Raw genomic sequence first — 21078 nt, forward strand, 5'->3', positions numbered from 1 at the left:
CGGAGAATAATAATGAGTCAACATGCATCCGATCCGGCAACCCTACGACTGCCGTTTAAAGAAAAACTCGCCTACGGAATGGGCGATTTAGGGTCCAATATTCTGTTAGATATCGGCACCTTGTACCTGCTGAAGTTTTACACCGACGTGCTGGGGTTACCGGGCACGTATGGCGGGATTATCTTTTTGATTGCCAAATTCTTTACCGCCTTCACCGATATGGGCACCGGTATCATGCTCGACTCGCGGCGCAAAATCGGGCCAAAAGGCAAGTTCCGCCCGTTCGTGCTTTATGCGGCGTTTCCGGTGACGCTGTTAGCTATCGCCAACTTTGTCGGCACGCCGTTTGAGGTGACCGGCAAGACGGTGATGGCCACGGTGTTGTTCATGCTGTATGGCTTGTTCTTCAGCATGATGAACTGTTCCTACGGCGCCATGGTGCCCGCGATCACCAAAAACCCTGACGAGCGCGCCTCGCTTGCTGCATGGCGACAGGGCGGCGCGACGCTGGGTCTGTTGCTCTGTACCGTGGGGTTTGTTCCGGTGATGAACCTGATCGAGGGGAGCGACCAGCTCGGGTATATCTTTGCCGCGACCCTCTTCTCGCTGTTCGGGCTGTTCTTTATGTGGTGGTGCTATCGCGGCGTGAAAGAACGCTACGTGGAGGCACAGCCGGCGCACCCGACGCATAAACCGGGGCTGTTACAGTCGTTTCGGGCGATTGCGGGTAACCGACCGCTGTTTATTTTGTGCATCGCCAACCTGTGTACCCTGGGCGCGTTCAACGTCAAGCTCGCCATTCAGGTTTACTACACCCAATACGTCCTTAACGATCCGATTTTGCTGTCCTATATGGGCTTTTTCAGCATGGGCTGCATTTTCATTGGGGTCTTTTTGATGCCCGGTGCCGTGCGTCGCTTCGGTAAGAAAAAAGTCTATATCAGCGGATTGCTGATCTGGGTGGCAGGCGATCTTCTTAACTACTTCTTTGGCGGCGGTTCGGTCAGCTTTGTTGCGTTCTCGTGCCTGGCTTTCTTCGGTTCTGCGTTTGTAAATAGCCTGAACTGGGCGCTGGTGTCCGACACGGTCGAGTACGGCGAATGGCGTACCGGTGTGCGTTCGGAAGGGACGGTCTATACCGGCTTTACCTTCTTTCGCAAGGTGTCGCAGGCGCTGGCGGGCTTCTTCCCCGGCATTATGCTGACGCAAATCGGCTATATACCGAATGTGGTGCAGTCGGCAGGTACGGTTGAAGGGTTGCGGCAGCTGATCTTCATCTACCCCAGCCTCCTCGCGGTGATCACCATCGTGGCGATGGGCTGTTTCTATAATCTCAACGAAAAGATGTATGTACGCATCGTTGAAGAGATAGAACAGCGTAAACGTCCGGCCTGAATGAACTGTCTTAGCGCTCTCACGGGCGCTACGAGGATCGACTATGAATCACACTCCTGATCCGTTAACCCTGAAACTGAGCCTGCGAGAGAAGTGCGCCTATGGGATGGGCGATTTTGGCTCTAACCTGATGCTGTGTATTGGCACGCTGTATCTGCTGAAGTTTTATACCGATGAGCTGGGTCTGCCTGCCTTCTATGGCGGTATTATTTTTCTGGTCGCCAAGTTCTTCACCGCTTTCACCGATATGTTGACCGGCGTGCTGCTGGACTCACGGCGTCACATTGGCGCGCGGGGCAAGTTCAGGCCTTTTATTCTCTATGCTTCGGTTCCCGTCGCGCTGGCGGCGACGGCGCAGTTTGTGGCGAATGATTTTAACCTGACGGTGAAAACCGCCCTCGCTACCGTTCTGTTTATGCTGTTCGGGTTGTTCTACAGCCTGATGAACTGTTCTTATGGGGCGATGGTTCCGGCGATCACCAAAAACCCGAACGAGCGGGCGCAGCTGGCCGCGTGGCGTCAGGGGGGTGCCACGGTGGGCTTGCTGCTGTGCACGGTGGGCTTTATGCCTGTCCAGGCACTCTTTGTCAGCCAACCGTCGCTGGGCTACCTCGTTGCGGCTCTGCTGTTTGTGACCTGCGGGCTGTTCTGCATGTGGTGGTGCTACAGCGGGGTGAAGGAACGCTATGTCGAGGTTTCGCCCGATCATCACAAACCCAGCATTTTAAAATCCTTCTGCGCTATCTTTCGCAATCCCCCACTGCTGGTGTTGTGCATCGCCAATCTCTGCACGCTGGCGGCGTTTAACATCAAGCTCGCCATCCAGGTCTATTACACCCAGTACGTGCTGAACGATATCCATCTGCTGTCGTGGATGGGATTTTTCAGCATGGGCTGCATTCTGGTGGGCGTTTTCCTCGTGCCCGGCGCGGTAAAGCGTTTTGGTAAGAAACAGGTGTATTTAGGCGGGCTGGCGCTGTGGGCCGTGGGCGACGTGCTGAATTTCTTCTGGGGGAGCAGTTCCACCACGTTTGTGCTCTTCTCCTGCATGGCCTTTTTCGGCACCGCCTTTGTCAACAGCCTGAACTGGGCGCTGGTGCCCGACACCGTGGACTATGGCGAGTGGAAAACCGGGATTCGCGCCGAAGGGTCGGTGTATACCGGGTATACCTTTTCACGCAAGATTTCCGCCGCGCTTGCCGGTTTCCTGCCGGGCATCATGCTCACGCAGATTGGCTATGTTCCGCATGCCGTACAAAGCGCGGGCACGCTGCTGGGGTTACGTCAGCTGATCTTTCTCTGGCCCTGCGGGCTAGCCATTATTGCGGCCATCACCATGGGACTTTTTTATAAACTCAATGAAGCGCGCTTCGCTTTTATTATTAAGGAGATAAGCAAACGGAAGAATAAAATGGGCGAAGTAACGCCCTTGAATAATGAGAATAAAGCCTCACCCGTCACTTTATAACAATAAATCCAGCCGGTATTCCCTTCCTGTTCATAAGGAGGGGCGGCCTTTCTGTACCTGACACATGGAAGAATTATGAAAAAAATAGCGACAGTACTCCTCGTTTCGTCTGTGTCTGGCTCTGCTTTTGCGGGGGCCTATGTCGAAACACGTGAAGCCTACAACACTGCCTCTGAACGCCATGAGGTGATCCTGCGAGCCGGTTATAATTTTGATATGGGCGCGGGTCTGATGTTCACGAACGCCTATGACGTGGGGAAATGGGATGAAATTAAGCACAGCTATAACGAAATCGAAGGATGGTATCCCTTATTTAAACCGACGGCTAAACTCACTTTTCAGCCCGGCGGGTTAATCAACGACAATAAAGATGGATCGGGAGGTGCCCTTTATCTGGATACCAATTATAAATTTGCCAACGCATTTAATCTGACGTTTCGTTATCGCTATAACCATAATAATTATGATACGCCTGACTTTAACGGCGAAATGGATAAAAACGATACCCATGAGTTTGCCAATTACTGGAATTTCAAATTAACCGATTCGTTGTTCTATACCTTTGAGCCGCATTTTTTCCAGCGGGTGAATGATTACCACAGTAAAAACGGTAAGGATCATCACTGGGAAATTACCAACAAGTTTAGCTATAAAATCGACCGGAACTGGATGCCGTATCTGGAACTTCAGTGGCTGGACAGATGGAATGATTACAACCGCGAGCAGTACCGCATTCGCCTGGGGTTGCGGTATTCGTTCTAATAAAAAAAGCCGCTGAAATCAGCGGCTTTTTACGTTCCGGGCGAGGCTTACGCCCACCCGGTATACGGCGTCTTTACAGGCGTCGTATTAGTCTTTGCTGCCACGGCCCGCACGTTTACGGTCGTTCTCAGTCAGGTGACGTTTACGGATACGTACGGAGGTAGGGGTAACTTCTACCAGTTCGTCGTCATCGATAAATTCCAGAGCCTGCTCAAGAGACATTTTCAGTGCTGGAACCAGCGTGGTCGCTTCGTCAGTACCGGAAGCACGCATGTTGGTCAGTTTCTTACCGGTCAGGCAGTTTACAGTCAGGTCGTTAGAACGACTGTGAATACCGATGATCTGGCCTTCGTAAACTTCTGCACCGTGACCCAGGAACAGCTTACCGCGATCCTGCAGGCTGAACAGTGCGAACGCAACTGCTTTACCCTGGCCGTTAGAGATCAGCACGCCGTTCTGGCGCTGGCCGATTTCACCCGGTTTAACGTCATCGTAGTGGCTGAACGTGGAGTACAGCAGACCTGTACCAGACGTCATGGTCATGAACTCGGTACGGAAGCCGATCAGGCCACGTGCCGGGATCAGGTAATCCAGACGAATACGGCCTTTGCCGTCAGGGATCATGTCTTTGACATCGCCCTTACGCTCGCCCATTGCCTGCATCACAGAACCCTGGTGCTGTTCTTCGATGTCCAGCGTCACGTTCTCGAACGGCTCTTGCATACGGCCATCGATCATACGGTTGATAACTTTCGGACGGGACACAGCCAGTTCGAAGCCTTCACGACGCATGTTTTCGATAAGAACAGACAGGTGCAGCTCACCACGACCGGATACACGGAACGCGTCCGCATCTTCGGTTTCTTCAACACGCAGTGCCACGTTGTGCACCAGCTCTTTGTTCAGGCGGTCAAGAATCTGACGAGAGGTAACATATTTACCTTCTTTGCCACAGAACGGAGAGGTGTTGACGTTGAAGAACATGGTGACTGTTGGTTCATCAACAGACAGCGCTGGCAGCGCTTCGACATTTTGCGGATCGCAAAGGGTGTCGGAGATGTTCAGTTCGCCCAGACCGGTGATCGCGATGATATCGCCCGCTTCAGCTTCGGTGGATTCAATACGCTCCAGACCGAGGTGAGTCAGAACTTTACCCACTTTACCGTTACGTGTTTTACCTTCGCTGTCGATCAGAGTGATCTGCTGGTTAGGTTTAACACGGCCACGTTTGATACGACCGATGCCGATTACGCCAACGTAGTTGTTGTAATCCAGCTGGGAGATTTGCATCTGGAACGGACCGTCAAGATCAACGCTCGGTGCTTTAACGTGGTCAACGATAGCCTGGTACAGCGGGGTCATGTCTTCCGCCATATCAGTGTGGTCGTTGCCCGCGATACCCATCAATGCTGATGCATAGATGATTGGGAAATCGAGTTGCTCGTCGCTTGCATCCAGGTTTACGAACAGGTCGAAGACCTGATCCACAACCCAGTCAGGACGCGCGCCAGGACGGTCAACTTTGTTGATAACCACGATTGGCTTCAAACCATGGGCAAATGCCTTTTTGGTTACGAAGCGCGTCTGCGGCATTGGGCCATCCATTGCGTCAACGACCAGCAGAACGGAGTCTACCATGGACATCACACGTTCAACTTCACCACCGAAGTCGGCGTGCCCTGGGGTATCAACGATGTTGATACGGTAGTCATTCCATTTGATAGCGGTGTTTTTAGCGAGGATGGTAATCCCACGCTCTTTCTCCAAATCGTTGGAGTCCATCACGCGTTCGGTGGCTTCTGCACGTTCATTGCTGAAAGTACCGGATTGCTGTAGCAGCTTGTCAACCAGGGTAGTTTTACCATGGTCAACGTGCGCGATGATGGCGATATTACGCAGATTTTCGATCACAACTTTGCCTCAGGCATTTAGAAATAGCGCGTTATTGTACACGGATTAATCGCAGGACTAAACAGGATCACAAACATCCTCCGCAAACAAGTATTGCAGAGTTGCTTTGTGATCGCTTTCACGCAGCGTAAAAAGTGCACTTTAACGGAAATCGCACCATTATGGTGCTCAATGTTCACATTGAAGCACTATAATGGTGCAATGTGACGTTCGTGGTGCAGGTCGTTTGCACTATGGTGTGCATGATAACGCCTTTTGGGGGTAATTTGAAAGTTGGCACAGATTTCGCTTTATAAAAATACGGCAAAAAGATGGCGACGGCGCCAGCCTTAAACAGAATTGAAGACCTCGTTACCACGACGACAATGACCAATCCGGGAGAGTTAAGTATGTCCGCTGAACACGTTTTGACGATGCTGAACGAACATGAAGTGAAGTTTGTTGATCTGCGCTTCACCGATACCAAAGGCAAAGAACAGCACGTCACAATTCCTGCTCACCAGGTAAATGCCGAATTCTTCGAAGAAGGCAAAATGTTTGACGGCTCCTCTATCGGTGGCTGGAAAGGCATTAACGAATCCGACATGGTACTGATGCCAGATTCAACGACTGCGCTCATTGACCCGTTCTACGAAGAGTCTACCCTGATTATCCGTTGCGACATTCTTGAGCCAGGCACGCTGCAGGGCTACGATCGCGACCCACGCTCCATCGCTAAACGCGCTGAAGAGTACCTGCGCTCTACTGGCATTGCAGACACCGTTCTGTTTGGGCCAGAGCCAGAATTCTTCCTGTTCGACGACATTCGTTTTGGTGCGTCCATTTCCGGTTCCCACGTCGCTATCGATGATATCGAAGGCGCATGGAACTCCTCCACCAAATACGAAGGTGGCAACAAAGGTCACCGTCCTGGCGTGAAAGGCGGTTACTTCCCGGTTCCTCCGGTCGATTCTTCACAGGACATCCGCTCTACCATGTGTCTGATCATGGAAGAGATGGGCCTGGTGGTTGAAGCTCACCACCACGAAGTGGCCACTGCGGGCCAGAACGAAATCGCGACCCGCTTTAACACCATGACCAAAAAAGCGGATGAAATTCAGATCTACAAATATGTGGTGCACAACGTTGCTCACCGCTTCGGCAAAACCGCGACCTTTATGCCAAAACCAATGTTTGGCGACAACGGTTCCGGTATGCACTGCCACATGTCCTTGTCCAAGAACGGCGTAAACCTGTTCTCTGGTGACAAATATGCGGGTCTGTCAGAGCAGGCGCTGTTCTACATCGGCGGTGTTATCAAGCACGCTAAAGCGATTAACGCCCTGGCAAACCCAACGACCAACTCCTACAAGCGTCTGGTCCCGGGTTATGAAGCCCCTGTTATGCTGGCTTACTCCGCACGTAACCGTTCTGCTTCTATCCGTATCCCAGTGGTGGCATCTCCGAAAGCACGTCGTATCGAAGTGCGTTTCCCGGATCCAGCGGCTAACCCATACCTGTGCTTCGCAGCGCTGCTGATGGCGGGTCTGGACGGCATTAAGAACAAAATCCATCCAGGCGAAGCCATGGATAAAAACCTGTATGACCTGCCGCCAGAAGAAGCGAAAGAGATCCCACAGGTTGCCGGTTCTCTGGAAGAAGCACTGAACGCGCTGGACGCTGACCGCGAGTTCCTGACGGCTGGCGGCGTGTTCACTGACGATGCAATCGATGCTTACATCGGCCTGCGTATCGAAGAGAACGACCGCGTACGCATGACTCCACACCCGGTTGAGTTCGAGCTGTACTACAGCGTTTAAGAAATACTCGTAAGAAATAAATACTCGGTGGATTTCTTGTCGCAACAAGGCGGCAGCTGGTGAGAGGCAGAATGCCTCTCATACATCCCCAGGCGCATAGATAACGATGTGACTGGGGTGAGCAAAGGCGGCCAACGCCGTTGCGGCGAGAAAAACGCGAGAAGATTTTTGTTGCCGTGGAAACTTTCAGCCCATCTTCGGATGGGCTTTTTTCTCCACCAACAGACTGATCTGACGCGCTTTTTACAACGAAAAAGCTATACTGCACTAAATTAGTGCACCTACTCCAGGAGACTGCTGAATGGCAACTGGCGCGCTGCCCGATGCTGGGCAGATCCTCAATTCTTTAATCAACAGCATCTTACTTGTCGATGATGAGCTGGCGGTCCATTACGCCAACCCTGCGGCGCAGCAGCTGCTCGCCCAAAGCTCACGCAAATTATTCGGCACACCCTTGCCGGAACTGTTGAGTTATTTTTCGCTGAATATCCCGTTGATGCAGGAAAGTTTGGCTGCGGGTCAGGGATTTACCGATAACGAAGTGACCCTGGTGATCGACGGACGCTCGCATATTCTCTCGTTAACAGCGCAACGCTTGCCGGACGGCCTGATTTTACTGGAAATGGCGCCGATGGATAATCTGCGTCGGCTCAGCCAGGAACAGCTTCAGCATGCACAGCAGATTGCTGCACGCGATCTGGTGAGAGGCCTTGCCCATGAAATCAAAAACCCGTTAGGCGGTTTACGGGGTGCAGCGCAGCTGTTAACCAAAGCGCTGCCGGACCCTGCGCTGGCGGAATATACCAACGTCATCATTGAACAGGCCGATCGCCTGCGCAATCTGGTTGACCGATTACTTGGGCCGCAGCAGCCGGGTATGCACGTGACGGAAAGTATTCATAAAGTGGCGGAGCGGGTCGTGAAGCTGGTGTCGATGGAGCTCCCGCCGAACGTCAAACTGATTCGCGATTACGATCCGAGCCTGCCGGAATTGCCGCATGACCCCGACCAGGTTGAGCAAGTTCTGCTCAATATCGTGCGCAATGCCCTACAGGCCCTCGGCCCCGAAGGCGGCGAAATTATCCTGCGTACCCGCACGGCATTCCAGTTGACGCTGCACGGCGTGCGCTATCGCCTGGCGGCGAGAATCGACGTTGAAGACAACGGGCCGGGTATTCCGTCGCATCTTCAGGATACGCTTTTCTACCCGATGGTGAGCGGCCGCGAAGGCGGCACCGGGCTTGGGTTGTCCATTGCCCGCAATTTGATCGACCAACACTCCGGCAAAATTGAATTTACCAGTTGGCCGGGTCATACCGAGTTTTCGGTTTACCTGCCAATAAAAAAATAAGGTGACGACGATGCAACGAGGGATAGTCTGGGTAGTCGATGATGATAGTTCCATACGCTGGGTGCTCGAACGCGCGCTTACCGGAGCAGGATTAAACTGCACCACCTTTGAAAGCGGTAGCGAAGTGCTCGACGCGCTCATCACCAAAACCCCGGACGTGCTGCTTTCTGATATTCGCATGCCGGGAATGGACGGGCTTGCGTTACTGAAGCAAATCAAACAGCGTCACCCGATGTTGCCGGTCATCATAATGACCGCTCATTCCGATCTGGATGCGGCCGTGAGCGCGTACCAGCAGGGTGCGTTTGATTATTTGCCCAAGCCGTTTGATATTGACGAAGCGGTGGCTCTGGTTGAGCGCGCGATCAGTCATTATCAGGAACAGCAGCAGCCGCGCAATGCGCCAGTCTTTGGGCCAACGACCGATATTATTGGCGAAGCACCTGCCATGCAGGATGTCTTTCGCATCATCGGGCGTTTGTCGCGCTCATCCATTAGCGTCCTGATTAACGGTGAGTCCGGGACCGGTAAAGAGCTGGTTGCTCACGCCCTGCACCGCCACAGTCCGCGTGCGAAAGCGCCGTTTATCGCGCTGAATATGGCGGCGATTCCAAAAGACTTAATTGAGTCGGAACTTTTTGGCCACGAGAAAGGGGCCTTTACCGGCGCGAACACCGTTCGTCAGGGACGCTTTGAGCAGGCCGATGGCGGGACGCTGTTCCTCGATGAAATCGGTGATATGCCGATGGATGTGCAGACTCGTCTGCTTCGCGTTTTAGCGGATGGTCAGTTCTATCGCGTCGGTGGATACGCGCCGGTGAAAGTGGACGTGCGCATTATCGCCGCGACACACCAGAACCTGGAGCAGCGTGTGCAGGAAGGCAAATTCCGTGAGGATTTGTTCCACCGCCTGAACGTTATCCGCGTTCATCTGCCGCCGCTGCGTGAGCGCCGTGAAGATATTCCCCGCCTGGCACGTCACTTTTTGCAGGTTGCCGCCCGCGAATTGGGCGTGGAAGCCAAACTCCTGCATCCGGAGACAGATGCCGCATTAACTCGCCTGGCCTGGCCCGGAAACGTGCGCCAGCTTGAAAACACCTGCCGCTGGCTGACCGTGATGGCAGCCGGTCAGGAAGTGTTGATCCAGGATTTACCGAGTGAGTTGTTTGAAGCGACGGCGCCAGAGAGCAGCAACGGGCAGTCATTGCCCGACAGCTGGGCGACACTTCTGGCGCAATGGGCGGATCGCGCACTGCGTTCCGGTCATCAAAATTTACTGTCAGAAGCACAGCCAGAGATGGAGCGTACGTTGCTGACGACCGCGCTTCGCCACACGCAAGGGCACAAGCAGGAAGCAGCGCGACTGCTGGGTTGGGGGCGAAATACCCTGACCCGCAAGCTGAAAGAGTTGGGAATGGAGTAAGTACAGCTAAAACCGGAGGCTTGAGCCTCCGTTTTTTTACTTAAATGACCCTTGAGAACTGTTGCAGCCTTGCCTTCTGGCGCAAATAGGCGTCAAAACACATGCAGATATTACGAATTAATAAGCGCCCTTTCGGCGTCACCTGAATCTCTTTGTCCGTCACATCCACCAGCCCATCTTTCGCCAGCGGGGCGAGCAGCTGTAAATCTTCGGCAAAATAGTCTGCAAATTTCAGATCCCATTGCGCTTCTACCGGCTCAAAATCGAGGCGGAAGTTACAGATAAGCGCCTTAATAACGTCACGGCGAATACAATCGTCGCGCGTTAACGCAATCCCGCGCCACAGCGCATTCCCGAAGTCATCCACCTGCTGATAATACTGCTTCAGCTCTTTCTGGTTTTGCGCATAGCAGTCGCCGATCATACTGATGGCAGAGACGCCCATGCCCAGCAAGTCACTGTCGCCCTGAGTGGTGTAGCCCTGGAAATTACGATGCAGAATGCCTTCGCGTTGGGCAACCGCTAGCTCGTCATCCGGGCGGGCAAAGTGATCCATACCGATAAACTGATAGCCTGTTTCCGTCAGTGACGTGATGGTTTCTTGCAGGATATCGAGCTTCTGCTGCGCGGACGGCAGATCGGCATCTTTAATTTTACGTTGCGCCGCAAACAGCGTTGGCAGATGCGCATAGTTAAAGACGCTCAGGCGATCGGGATTCAGTTCTGCTACTCGTTTAAGCGTGAAGGCAAAGCTTTCGGGCGTCTGCTTCGGCAGGCCATAAATCAGGTCAATATTAGTTGAGGTAAAACCGATTTCGCGAGCATGGTTCAGCAGAGCAAAAATAAAATCTTCATCCTGCTCGCGGTTAACCAGACGCTGAACCTCTTTGTTGAAGTCCTGGACACCCATGCTCAGACGGTTAAAACCTTCCGCCCGCAGGTGATCAAGGACGTCCAGCTCAATTTCACGCGGATCGACTTCGATAGAAATTTCGGCATCAGCATCGAACCGGAAGTTTGCCCGCAGCAGATCCATCAGACGGCTGATTTGCGCTTTGTTCAGATAGGTCGGTGTACCACCGCCCCAGTGCAGCTGGCTCACATGACGGCCAGCAAAAAGCGGTGCGCGATGCAGAATTTCCTGCTCAAGCGCATCGAGATAGTGGTCGGCTTTATGCTGCTGGCGAGTCACGATCTTATTACAGCCGCAAAAATAGCAGAGCTTGTGGCAGAAAGGGATGTGAACATACAGCGAAAGCGGGCGCTCAGGATAACGCACCACCGCCTGCTGGAAATCAGCCTCACTGAACGTTTCGGCAAACTCCAGCGCAGTCGGATATGAGGTATAACGCGGCCCGGAATAGTTATATTTTTGGATCAGGGCCAGATCCCAGTCGATGCTCGGTACAGACATGTTCACTCCTTCCGTTGGTGTCGCATTCGTATACGGCGGCCCGTTTTAGCCCCATTGCGGGTCATCATTCGGGTGCGCAACAACCTCTGTCGCCGCGACAACCGCCGTAGTTTAACGAATAACCACACCAGATAACATATAACCGGAAGGGTTATAAGCAGGACGATAGTGCCTGCCGGGTGCAAATGTTAGTTTCCACCTTTCAGAAGACGCATCATGTCGTCCTGCTTCTCTTCTTCTTCGTCGTCTTCATCATCTTCGTAAGAGAGGCCGAGCTGCTGCATCAGTTCATCAATACGGTCTAATTTGGCATCGACCCATTTTTGCTCTTCAGCATTCAGTTTTTCGCCTGCTTCAAGGCGTTCCAGCAGCGCGTCCAGGCGCTCATCATTCTCCAGCATATCCAGCTCTGCCTGCGGTGAAAGCATAGGTTTCTCGCTCTTAGGTTTGTGCTGCTTGACGACTGGGGTGTCTGTCACGCCCAGTGGAATTGGCGTTTTACTGCCGATGCGCGGATCTTTCTGTTTGCTGTTTTGTGCAGCAGAACCTGATGCACTGCTACCATTCGCACGGCTCCCCGCAGAATGCCCACTGTGCTTTTTAACACGTTTGCGATCGCGTGCTTCCTGATTCAGTTCTTCACGCGTTTTGCGGTGCGCTTTTGCCGGGCGTTTTGCGCCCGCTGCAGAGGTCGGTTTTTTCATGATGTCTTGTCTTTAAGCCGTTTTATTCAGTATAGAATTGCGGCGAAATCTAGCAGAAAGCAAGCAAAGAAAAAAGGCGACAGAGCAATCTGTCGCCTTTTTTCCTGACTCACCACCCTAAACGGGTTTTACAATCCCTGTTCGCCAACAACTAACCCTGTTTATCCTTTAGCGGAATCATCCGTGATGCAGTTCCATTTCCCTTTAAAACGCCTCCTGGCGTGTCGTCCTTGTCGTCCTGAGTCTTCGCCTCCTGGCGCTCCTGACCCTCATCCTTAAGTCATAATCCTGATGGCATCCTCGCCGTGGGTGCTACTTTACCTTTTTCACTTCTTCTGACAAGTAACGAAAGTGTACAAAAAAAGATTTTAGGAAAATTACTTAAAAATAAGATATTGATTTTAAATGCTTTGGTTAATTTCTCGCCTGGCGTTAGTCTGATATTTCCCATAGCTTTCATGGCGCATATCTCACAATGGATAGGGTATTCACGTACGCCGTATTCGCGAAGGGAAAGCCTTTTGCCTGCATTCAGGTATAATCCCTTCCAGAATAAGAATTTTGGAGACAAGTACGTGACTAACTGGAACTATCAACAGACGAATTTTGTCACCAGTGCGCCTGATATCCGCCACTTACCCCCTGATACCGGGATTGAAGTGGCGTTTGCGGGCCGTTCTAATGCCGGGAAATCAAGCGCCCTCAATACGCTAACTAACCAGAGAAGCCTGGCGCGTACCTCAAAAACGCCAGGGCGCACCCAGCTTATTAACTTATTTGAAGTTGCTGAAGGCAAGCGACTGGTCGATTTACCCGGTTACGGCTATGCGGAAGTTCCAGAAGAGGTAAAACTCAAATGGCAAAAAGCCCTGGGTGAATATCTGGAAAAACGCCAGTGTCTGAAAGGTCTGGTTGTGCTGATGGATATCCGCCACCCGCTTAAAGATCTCGATCAGCAGATGATCCACTGGGCGGTAGCGAGTGAAATCCCAGTACTGGTGCTATTGACCAAATCCGACAAGCTGGCCAGCGGAGCACGTAAAGCGCAGCTTAAAATGGTGCGTGAAGCCGCGATGGCATTCAACGGTGACGTGCAAATTGAGACGTTTTCATCGCTTAAAAAGCAAGGCGTAGATGTGTTACGCCAAAAGCTAGACAGTTGGTATAACGGACTGGAACCCGCTGTAGAAGCGGAAGAGTGATAAGAAGCGCGGCGATGTCCGCGCTTTTTTTGGCCTAAAATTTTCTTTGCCGCAATAAAAAACGCCCCAGTCATTACTGACTGGGGCGGCTAAAATATTCAGCCAAATCCGATTACGTGAAGTAAAAGGTCTGAAAGATAGAACATCTTACCTCTGTACCCTACGCGAATAACTCTACTCTTTTTTTAACGCTGGACAAAGCACTTTTTGTAGTTTTTTTTCACTCTTTACATAGGTAAATCTAATGAATGTCACATAATGCGCGCTGTTATGTTGCTTACTTACATAAAAAGCGCATTACGCATCGAATCATTAGTGAGCCTGATCCCAGTTTTCACCACTTCCCACTTCCACCAGCAACGGCACATCGAGTGTCATGCTGCTTTCCATCAGTTCATGGATTTTTTTCGAAACGGCTTCCAGATCTTCGTGATGAACTTCGAACACCAGTTCATCGTGTACCTGCATGATCATGCGCACGCGCGGTTTGTCTTTTTCAAGCCACGCATCCACTGCAATCATTGCACGTTTAATAATGTCGGCTGCCGTTCCCTGCATGGGTGCGTTGATCGCCGCTCGCTCTGCTCCAGCTCGACGCGCCGCATTGCTTGACGTGATGTCCGGGAGATAAAGGCGACGGCCATCCAGCGTTTCGACGTAACCTTTTTCCTTCGCCTGCGCGCGAGTGCGTTCCATATATTCCAGAACGCCAGGATAACGCTCAAAGTAGAGATCCATGTACTTTTGCGACTCTTTGCGCGGAATATTTAACTGACGAGAAAGGCCAAACGCGCTCATGCCGTAAATCAAACCGAAATTGATCGCTTTCGCGCTGCGACGCTGATCGTTGGTCACGCTGTCCAGTGGCAATCCAAAAACTTCTGCAGCTGTCGCGCGATGGATGTCCTTGCCTTCGGCAAACGCGGTCAGTAAGCCTTTGTCACGCGACAAATGCGCCATGATGCGCAGTTCAATTTGCGAGTAGTCGGCAGAGACAATCAGATAATCTTTCGGCGCGATAAATGCCTGACGGATTCTGCGCCCCTCTTCATTACGAACGGGGATGTTCTGCAGGTTTGGCTCGGTAGAGGATAAACGCCCCGTCGCCGCAACCGCCTGATGATAAGAGGTGTGAACGCGACTGGTTTTTGGGTTGATCATCAACGGCAGCTTATCGGTGTAAGTCGATTTAAGCTTAGCGAGACCCCGGTATTGCAGAATCACTTTAGGTAACGGGTAATCCAGCGCCAGCTCTTCCAGTACCTCTTCAGACGTTGACGGTGCACCACCAGGGGTTTTCTTCAGCGGCTTGATGCCTTGCTTTTCAAACAAGATAGTCTGCAACTGCTTGGTTGAGGACAGGTTGAACGGCTCACCGGCAATCTCATGGGCTTTTTGCTCAAGCTCGCTCAATCGTAGCGCGAGTTCCTCAGAATGTTTATGCAACACCGCCGGATCGATTTTGACGCCGTTGCGCTCAATGCGCGAAATAACCGGCACCAGCGGCATTTCAATATGCTCGAATACATTCAGCGGACCTTCCTGCTTTTGCAGTTTTGGCCACATTTTCAGATGCAGTTGCAGAGTGACGTCGGCGTCTTCCGCCGCGTAACGGCCCGCTTCTTCCAGCGCGATCTGATTAAACGTCAGCTGATTTTTGCCTTTACCCGCGATCTCTTCAAAGGTGACGGTTTTATGCTTAAGCCAGCGATCTGAAAGCGAATCCATATCATGGCGACCCGCGACACTGTTTAGAATGTAAGATTCCAGCATGGTGTCATAGGCAATACCGCGTAGCTCAATGCCGTAATTTTGCAAAATGCCGCGGTCAAACTTGAGGTTTTGCCCCACTTTTTTCGCGTTCTCATCTTCGAGAAGCGGTTTCAGCAATTCCAGTACCCGGTCGCGTGAAATCTGATTAGGGGCATCGAGATAGTCATGCGCAACGGGAACATAAGCCGCCATGCCAGGCTCCGTTGCAAATGACAGACCCACCATGTTGGCAGAGATATTATCAAGGCTGTCAGTTTCGGTATCAAAAGCAAAGACGGGCGCTTTTTTCAGTTTTTCAATCCAGGCAATAAGCTGCGACTCTTCAAGCACAACTTCATAGTTCTCATAAGAGAGCGTCGCTGCCTCTTCTTCCACTTCGTCTTCAGCATTGACGACGATAGTGTCTTTTGGCTTCGCGGCAGGTTTGCCGCCCTTAGCTTGCATCCATTTACCGGCTTCGACATCCGTTATCCAGCGCTTGAATTCATATTGCTTAAACAGGCCAAGCAGCTCTTCAGCAATCGGCTGCTGCACCTCAAGCTGTTCACAGGTCAGTTCTAGTTCAACGTCGGTTTTAATGGTCGCCAGTTTGTAAGAGAGGTAGGCCACCTCTTTATTCTGTTCCAGTTTCGCGGCAATGGTCTTCGCGCCACGGAATGTTAAGCCAGCGATTTTATCCGATTCGGCATAGAGGGTGTCCAGCCCACCTAACCCTTGTAGCAGCGCTTGCGCGGTCTTTTCACCTACGCCCGGCACGCCTGGGATGTTATCCGAGGAGTCACCCATCAAGGCCAGGAAATCAATAATCAGTTCTGGAGGCACGCCATATTTGGTGACGACTTCATCTGGCCCAAGAATGGTATTTGTCATGGTATTGATTAGGGTGATACCAGGGGTCACCAGCTGCGCCATGTCTTTATCACCCGTGCTGATGAGCACCGGACGACCTAATTTTTCAGCTTCGCGCGCCAGCGTACCGATGACGTCATCGGCTTCAACGCCAGAAACGGCAAGCAATGGCAAGCCCATTGCTTTCACCATGGCATGCAGAGGCTCAATTTGCGCACGCAAATCGTCCGGCATAGGTGGACGGTGGGATTTGTAATCTTCAAACAGTTCATCGCGGAACGTTTTGCCCTTCGCGTCAAAAACGACCGCTGCATGCGATGGCTGATACTGAAGGATCAGACTGCGCAGCATGTTCAGCACACCGTACATCGCGCCGGTAGGCAGCCCTGCGCTATTGGTCAGAGGAGGAAACGCATGATACGCCCGATAAAGGTAAGAAGAGCCATCGACGAGAATAAGAGGGTTTTCTGGGATCTGAACCATAGTGTACGTGCCTTTAATTAATTTATGGCTCAAGGATGCCACAGACGGATGAAAACATCAGTTTTTAGCGCTGTGTACAGCAAAAGATTTCGCGATCCTCAGGATCCTTCGCAAATTCAAACTGTGGATAACTTTGTGAATACTTTCATGACATAACAATAATCGTATCCTTCAAAATATCAGGTTTTATAATTTATGCTTTGTGATCAAAGTACTAAGGAAGTATTCCATCCGTATATTTCCGGGCGCTGATTATTTACTCTGTGTGGATATTACCTGAGCTAAAATCATTTTCGGGTGAAATACTCTGTCGCAAAATCAGTTCCAAATAATCACTGAGTGAAAGTACATCCGACTCCATGTTTTCTGATAAAATCAGCGTCCTGCTTCAGCGATACCCTCGTTGATTATCCGCTAACCACCTGAAAAACCCATCATGTCGAGATTCCTCGCTGCAGCAACCTTACTGCTCAGCATCACTTTAACGATTCTGATCACTCTCTTTTGCGCTGTGCCTATAATTCTCGCTGGCATAATAAAATTATTGCTGCCTGTTCCCATCGTTTGGCGCACAGTCTCGACATTCTGTAATTTCATGATGTATTGCTGGTGCGAAGGGTTAGCGTTCCTGCTTTGTCTAAACCCCGACCTGAAATGGGATATCGAAGGGTTAGATGGACTGAGTAAGAACAAGGGATATTTGCTGGTCTGCAATCACTATAGCTGGGCAGATATCGTCGTGTTATGCGTGCTGTTTCGCAAACACATTCCAATGAACAAATATTTTCTGAAACAGCAGTTAGCGTGGATTCCTTTTATTGGCCTGGCCTGTTGGGCATTGGATATGCCGTTTATGAAACGCTATTCACGCAGTTATCTGCTTCGCCACCCTCAGCACCGCGGTAGAGACGTTGAAACGACACGCCGTTCATGCGAAAAATTTCGCGTGCTTCCGACAACTATTGTCAATTTTGTCGAAGGGTCTCGCTTTACCGAACAGAAACGCTTGCAGGCTCGTTCCCATTATAAAAACCTGCTGCCACCCAAAGCTGCGGGGATCGCTATGGCGATTAATGTCCTGGGGAAAAACTTCGATAAGCTGCTGAATGTCACTTTGTACTATTCAGAAAATAGCAAAAAACCGTTCTACGATATGCTCTGCGGAAAGTTAACGCACGTGGTGGTGCGGGTTAATGTTGTCGAGGTGAATGAAGAGTTGCACGGCGATTACATTAACGATAAGCACTTCAAACGTCGCTTTCAGCTTTGGCTAAACACGCTGTGGAATGATAAAGATGAGCTGATAGACAGGATTAAATCACCAAATAAAAACGCCGGCTGTTAACCGGCGTTTTCTTTTTTATTTCTTCTCAACCAGATATTTTACGGTGTCAGCGTATTGCTGCACGAAAATGTCCATGTTGCTTGCATCCATACCTTGTGGGTTCACCTGATATTTGCCATTTACGAACATGGCTGGAACACCTTGCAGCTGAAGATCTGCGGCAGCTTTTTCCTGTTGGGCGACAAGGGATTTCACGACAAAACTATTCCATGCGGCGTCGTAATCTTCACCTTTCACACCGGCATCAACAAAGACTTTGCGAATATCGGCGGTTGTCTGAACGGTTTGGGTTTTCTGAACGGCTTCAAACATTGGTGCGGTAACTTGATCTTCCACACCTAACGCCAGTGCCACAGCCCAAGCCTGGGTCAAATCTTTGCCCAAAGGCCCCAGGAATTCGACATGATATTTGGTCATTTTGGTGCCTTCAGGCAACTTTTTCTTCACGTTATCTGAAACGTGCAGCACTTCCTCAAACTGATAGCAATGTGGGCAATAGAATGAGAAAAACTCAAGCACCTGAGGCTCACCGGCGACCGGTTTTTCAAGGGTATTGAACTGTTTGCCATCGCTGAATTGAGCAGCGGATGCGCTAAATGCCAGAATCATACCTGCCAGCGCCAGCCATATTTTTTTCATGATCAACTTTCTCCTGATGTTTCCGATTAATACATTGGCGTTAATTGCAGTGGAGGTTCATTGAGAACCTTAACCTGCTCAATAAATGTGGTTGTCTGGCTGCGCCAGTAATCCTCCCCGGTTAACCACGGGAAGTTTTTAGGAAAGGCGGGATCGTCCCAACGCCTGATTAACCATGCGAGATAATATACAAAACGCATGGCGCGTAAAGGTTCAATCAGAGCGATTTCATCTGAATTGAAGGGGCTAAATTCTTCATATGCTTCAATAATGGTTTCAAGCTGCATGCGTTGTTCCGCTTTATCACCATTCAGCAGCATCCAGAGATCCTGAACCGCGGGTCCCATTCTGGCATCGTCGAGATCGACAAATAAAGGCCCGTCTCGCCACAGGATATTACCGGCATGACAATCCCCATGAAGGCGCAACGTTTCTGCCTGACCATCCCAGTGCATCGCAACCGCATCAATCAGTGCATCGGTCGCTTTAAGGAAGTTCGCTTTCAGAGCCTTGGGGATCAGCGTGGCGGTTTCAAAAACCTGACGGGGTTCTGTTAAATATTCCTGAATACCGATCGCAGGACGGGCACTAAAGGTTTTTTTTCGGCCAGTCTGATGAATTCGACCCAGATAGCGGGCAACCCACTCCATTTGATCGATATTATCGGACTCAAACTGACGGCCGCCGAGACTTGGGAAAACAGCATAAAAAAAGCCTTTATGCGTCAATAACGTTTGGTTATCAAATTGAATCGGCGCGGCTACAGGAATCTCATCATTCACGAGATCCAGAGCGAACTGATGCTCTTCCTGAATTTGCTCAGCAGACCAACGTTGAGGCCGATAAAATTTAACGACAAAACGCTGGCGGTCTTCATCCTGAAATTGATAGACGCGGTTTTCATAGCTGTTAAGGGGTGTTAACCCGGAGTCTACGCGGATACCCTGCTCGAACAGGGCATCCATAATGGTATCCGGGTGTAATGTCTGGAAAGTAAAAGACTTGTCGTTCATCCGATCATCCGGAAATTATACGAATGATTCAGGATATCATTTCACAGCGATTTCGGTGGCAGCTCTTACAAGGTTTTACTCTTTAATGACGCCACGGGCTCGCAGAAGTGCGGTTTTAAAGTCTTCTTCGTAATCTTTCTTTATCCCTGGAATCGCAGCATCTTTTGCGGAATCGCGCATTTTGAGGTGATAGATCAGAATGTCATCAGAAAGGTCGGTCAGTTCGCCGTCATAACCTGACTCTTTCGCCAGTTTCTGTAAAAATTGGATTAGATTCAGTTCAGGCTCTTTTTGCCAGGCTGGCTGGAGGAGTTCAATAACTTCGTTCAGACGTTTACATTTCATTGCGATGCTCCTTTCGTTTATGGGAATACGTTATCAGGGTCAATCCCACAATAAAAGAGGCGATATTTGTGAATCAATGCAAGGAAGTATTTGCTGTGGTTCTGGCAGGTGGAAGAGCGACACGAATGGGGGGAAGAGATAAGGGCTTACAAGAACTTGATGGAAAGCCTTTATGGAAGCACGTGGCCGATACGCTTAGTAAGCAAGTCGATGCGATCGCTATTAGTGCTAACCGGCATATCGATATTTATCAGCAAAGTGGTTATCCCGTCTATCAAGACAGTCTTGATGATTATCCGGGGCCTTTAGCCGGTATGCTCAGCGTTATGCAGCAGTCAGAGCGAGAATGGTTTCTCTTTTGCCCCTGCGATACGCCTTTTATTCCAACTTGTCTTGCTGAACGGCTGGTCAGCAATCGGGATAATTCTCCTGTCGTCTGGGTACACGATGGCGAGCGAGATCATCCTACTATTGCATTGATTAATAGAAAGTTAATTACTGAAATGAAAGCGTACCTGACATCCGGAGAACGTCGAGTGATGATATTCCTGCGTCAATCCGGCGGTCATTCAGTCGATTTTAGCGACCAAAAATCTGCTTTTATTAACGTGAATACACCTGAAGATCTGCGAAATATACAGGGGACTGTATGAAACCCGTTTTAGCCATCGCCGCGTGGAGTGGCACAGGTAAAACCTATCTTCTTAAAAAACTCATTCCTGCGCTTTACGCCCGAGGCATCCGTACTGGGATAATTAAGCATACCCATCACAATATGGATATCGATAAACCGGGTAAAGACAGTTACGAATTGCGCCACGCTGGCGCTGCGCAAACCATGGTTGCCAGTACGCAGCGATGGGCACTGATGACTGAAACACCAGAAAAAGACACACTCGATCTCAATTATCTTGTGAGTCGTATGGATCATTCAGCATTGGATCTGGTTTTAGTTGAGGGATTTAAGCATGAATCGGTGGCTAAGATACTGTTGTTCAGACAGGGTACCGGGCATGGAGTCGATGAGTTAACGTTGGATCAGGATGTGATTGCCGTTGCCAGTGATGTTTCACTGACAATACAGATGCCAGTTTTAAATCTCAATGATACGGATGAAATTACCGATTTTATTGAGGCGTGGCTACAGACGTAGTAAACATCTGGGCGACATATCAGACTGGCTTGTTTTCTGCGCATTTCAT

General features: G+C 50.6%; 18 protein-coding genes. 10 read left to right on the forward strand and 8 right to left on the reverse strand.

The annotated features are described in order from the left end of the window. The first annotated feature begins 12 nt into the window (after positions 1-12). The 3 genes from AC0LWE_RS20455 (at position 13) to ompL (ending at position 3625) form a co-directional block, all read left to right on the forward strand. Positions 13-1395: an MFS transporter gene (locus AC0LWE_RS20455; protein WP_219347227.1), complete on the forward strand. Its 1383-nt coding sequence runs from the start codon at positions 13-15 to the stop codon at positions 1393-1395. 43 nt (positions 1396-1438) lie between these two features. After that, on the forward strand, positions 1439-2863 hold the full coding sequence (locus AC0LWE_RS20460; protein ID WP_202666395.1) for an MFS transporter: 1425 nt from the start codon (positions 1439-1441) through the stop codon (positions 2861-2863). A 75-nt stretch (positions 2864-2938) separates the two neighbouring features. Continuing rightward, entirely contained in the window at positions 2939-3625 is a 687-nt protein-coding gene (gene ompL / locus AC0LWE_RS20465; RefSeq protein WP_174343773.1) for a porin OmpL, read from the forward strand. An 87-nt stretch (positions 3626-3712) separates the two neighbouring features. On the opposite strand, the gene typA is transcribed toward ompL, so the two are convergent. Then, positions 3713-5536 carry a ribosome-dependent GTPase TypA gene (gene typA / locus AC0LWE_RS20470; protein WP_059180545.1) on the reverse strand — a complete coding sequence of 608 codons (1824 nt, stop codon included), beginning with the start codon at positions 5534-5536 and terminating at the stop codon, positions 3713-3715. Between the two features lie 389 nt (positions 5537-5925). Here typA and glnA point away from each other — a divergent pair, with 389 nt between their 5' ends. The 3 genes from glnA (at position 5926) to glnG (ending at position 10109) form a co-directional block, all read left to right on the forward strand. After that, a complete protein-coding gene (gene glnA / locus AC0LWE_RS20475; RefSeq protein WP_015961054.1) occupies positions 5926-7335 on the forward strand; it encodes a glutamate--ammonia ligase in 1410 nt (469 codons plus the stop codon). A 301-nt stretch (positions 7336-7636) separates the two neighbouring features. Next, positions 7637-8686 (forward strand): nitrogen regulation protein NR(II), encoded by a 1050-nt coding sequence (gene glnL, locus AC0LWE_RS20480; protein ID WP_059180544.1) that lies wholly within the window; start codon positions 7637-7639, stop codon positions 8684-8686. A 10-nt stretch (positions 8687-8696) separates the two neighbouring features. Next, on the forward strand, positions 8697-10109 hold the full coding sequence (gene glnG, locus AC0LWE_RS20485) for a nitrogen regulation protein NR(I) (protein ID WP_015961056.1): 1413 nt from the start codon (positions 8697-8699) through the stop codon (positions 10107-10109). 40 nt (positions 10110-10149) lie between these two features. On the opposite strand, the gene hemN is transcribed toward glnG, so the two are convergent. Both hemN and yihI read right to left on the reverse strand, forming a co-directional pair. After that, complete coding sequence (hemN, locus tag AC0LWE_RS20490; RefSeq protein ID WP_202668687.1) at positions 10150-11523, reverse strand: oxygen-independent coproporphyrinogen III oxidase; 1374 nt, start codon at positions 11521-11523, stop codon at positions 10150-10152. A 188-nt stretch (positions 11524-11711) separates the two neighbouring features. After that, positions 11712-12227 (reverse strand): Der GTPase-activating protein YihI, encoded by a 516-nt coding sequence (yihI, locus tag AC0LWE_RS20495; protein WP_131487105.1) that lies wholly within the window; start codon positions 12225-12227, stop codon positions 11712-11714. Between the two features lie 575 nt (positions 12228-12802). On the opposite strand from yihI, the gene yihA reads away from it, so the two are divergent. Continuing rightward, positions 12803-13429: a ribosome biogenesis GTP-binding protein YihA/YsxC gene (yihA, locus tag AC0LWE_RS20500; protein ID WP_059180541.1), complete on the forward strand. Its 627-nt coding sequence runs from the start codon at positions 12803-12805 to the stop codon at positions 13427-13429. Positions 13430-13527: 98 nt separating this feature from the next. On the opposite strand, the gene spfP is transcribed toward yihA, so the two are convergent. After that, positions 13528-13575, reverse strand: a complete 48-nt coding sequence (spfP, locus tag AC0LWE_RS20505) for a small protein SpfP (RefSeq protein ID WP_071892919.1) — start codon at positions 13573-13575, stop codon at positions 13528-13530. Between the two features lie 166 nt (positions 13576-13741). Continuing rightward, the gene (gene polA, locus AC0LWE_RS20510) at positions 13742-16534 is read right to left on the reverse strand and encodes a DNA polymerase I (RefSeq protein ID WP_202668688.1); all 2793 of its coding nucleotides are present in this window, start codon (positions 16532-16534) and stop codon (positions 13742-13744) included. A 436-nt stretch (positions 16535-16970) separates the two neighbouring features. On the opposite strand from polA, the gene AC0LWE_RS20515 reads away from it, so the two are divergent. After that, positions 16971-17879 carry an acyltransferase gene (locus AC0LWE_RS20515; protein ID WP_219347226.1) on the forward strand — a complete coding sequence of 303 codons (909 nt, stop codon included), beginning with the start codon at positions 16971-16973 and terminating at the stop codon, positions 17877-17879. Between the two features lie 15 nt (positions 17880-17894). Here the strand turns inward: AC0LWE_RS20515 and dsbA are convergent, their stop codons facing one another. From dsbA to AC0LWE_RS20530, 3 genes are all read right to left on the reverse strand, one after another. Then, positions 17895-18518, reverse strand: a complete 624-nt coding sequence (gene dsbA, locus AC0LWE_RS20520; RefSeq protein ID WP_059180538.1) for a thiol:disulfide interchange protein DsbA — start codon at positions 18516-18518, stop codon at positions 17895-17897. 26 nt (positions 18519-18544) lie between these two features. Continuing rightward, positions 18545-19531: a serine/threonine protein kinase gene (locus AC0LWE_RS20525; RefSeq protein ID WP_202714695.1), complete on the reverse strand. Its 987-nt coding sequence runs from the start codon at positions 19529-19531 to the stop codon at positions 18545-18547. 75 nt (positions 19532-19606) lie between these two features. Next, positions 19607-19876, reverse strand: coding sequence for a YihD family protein (locus tag AC0LWE_RS20530; RefSeq protein WP_059180536.1), 270 nt, complete (start codon positions 19874-19876; stop codon positions 19607-19609). A 68-nt stretch (positions 19877-19944) separates the two neighbouring features. Between AC0LWE_RS20530 and mobA the strand changes: the two genes are divergently transcribed. Further along, complete coding sequence (gene mobA / locus AC0LWE_RS20535) at positions 19945-20529, forward strand: molybdenum cofactor guanylyltransferase MobA (RefSeq protein WP_219347225.1); 585 nt, start codon at positions 19945-19947, stop codon at positions 20527-20529. Then, on the forward strand, positions 20526-21029 hold the full coding sequence (mobB, locus tag AC0LWE_RS20540; protein ID WP_219347224.1) for a molybdopterin-guanine dinucleotide biosynthesis protein MobB: 504 nt from the start codon (positions 20526-20528) through the stop codon (positions 21027-21029). The genes mobA and mobB overlap by 4 nt, the downstream gene beginning before the upstream one ends. The last annotated feature ends 49 nt before the right edge of the window (positions 21030-21078 follow it).

Source organism: Lelliottia sp. RD5, assembly GCF_056032945.1.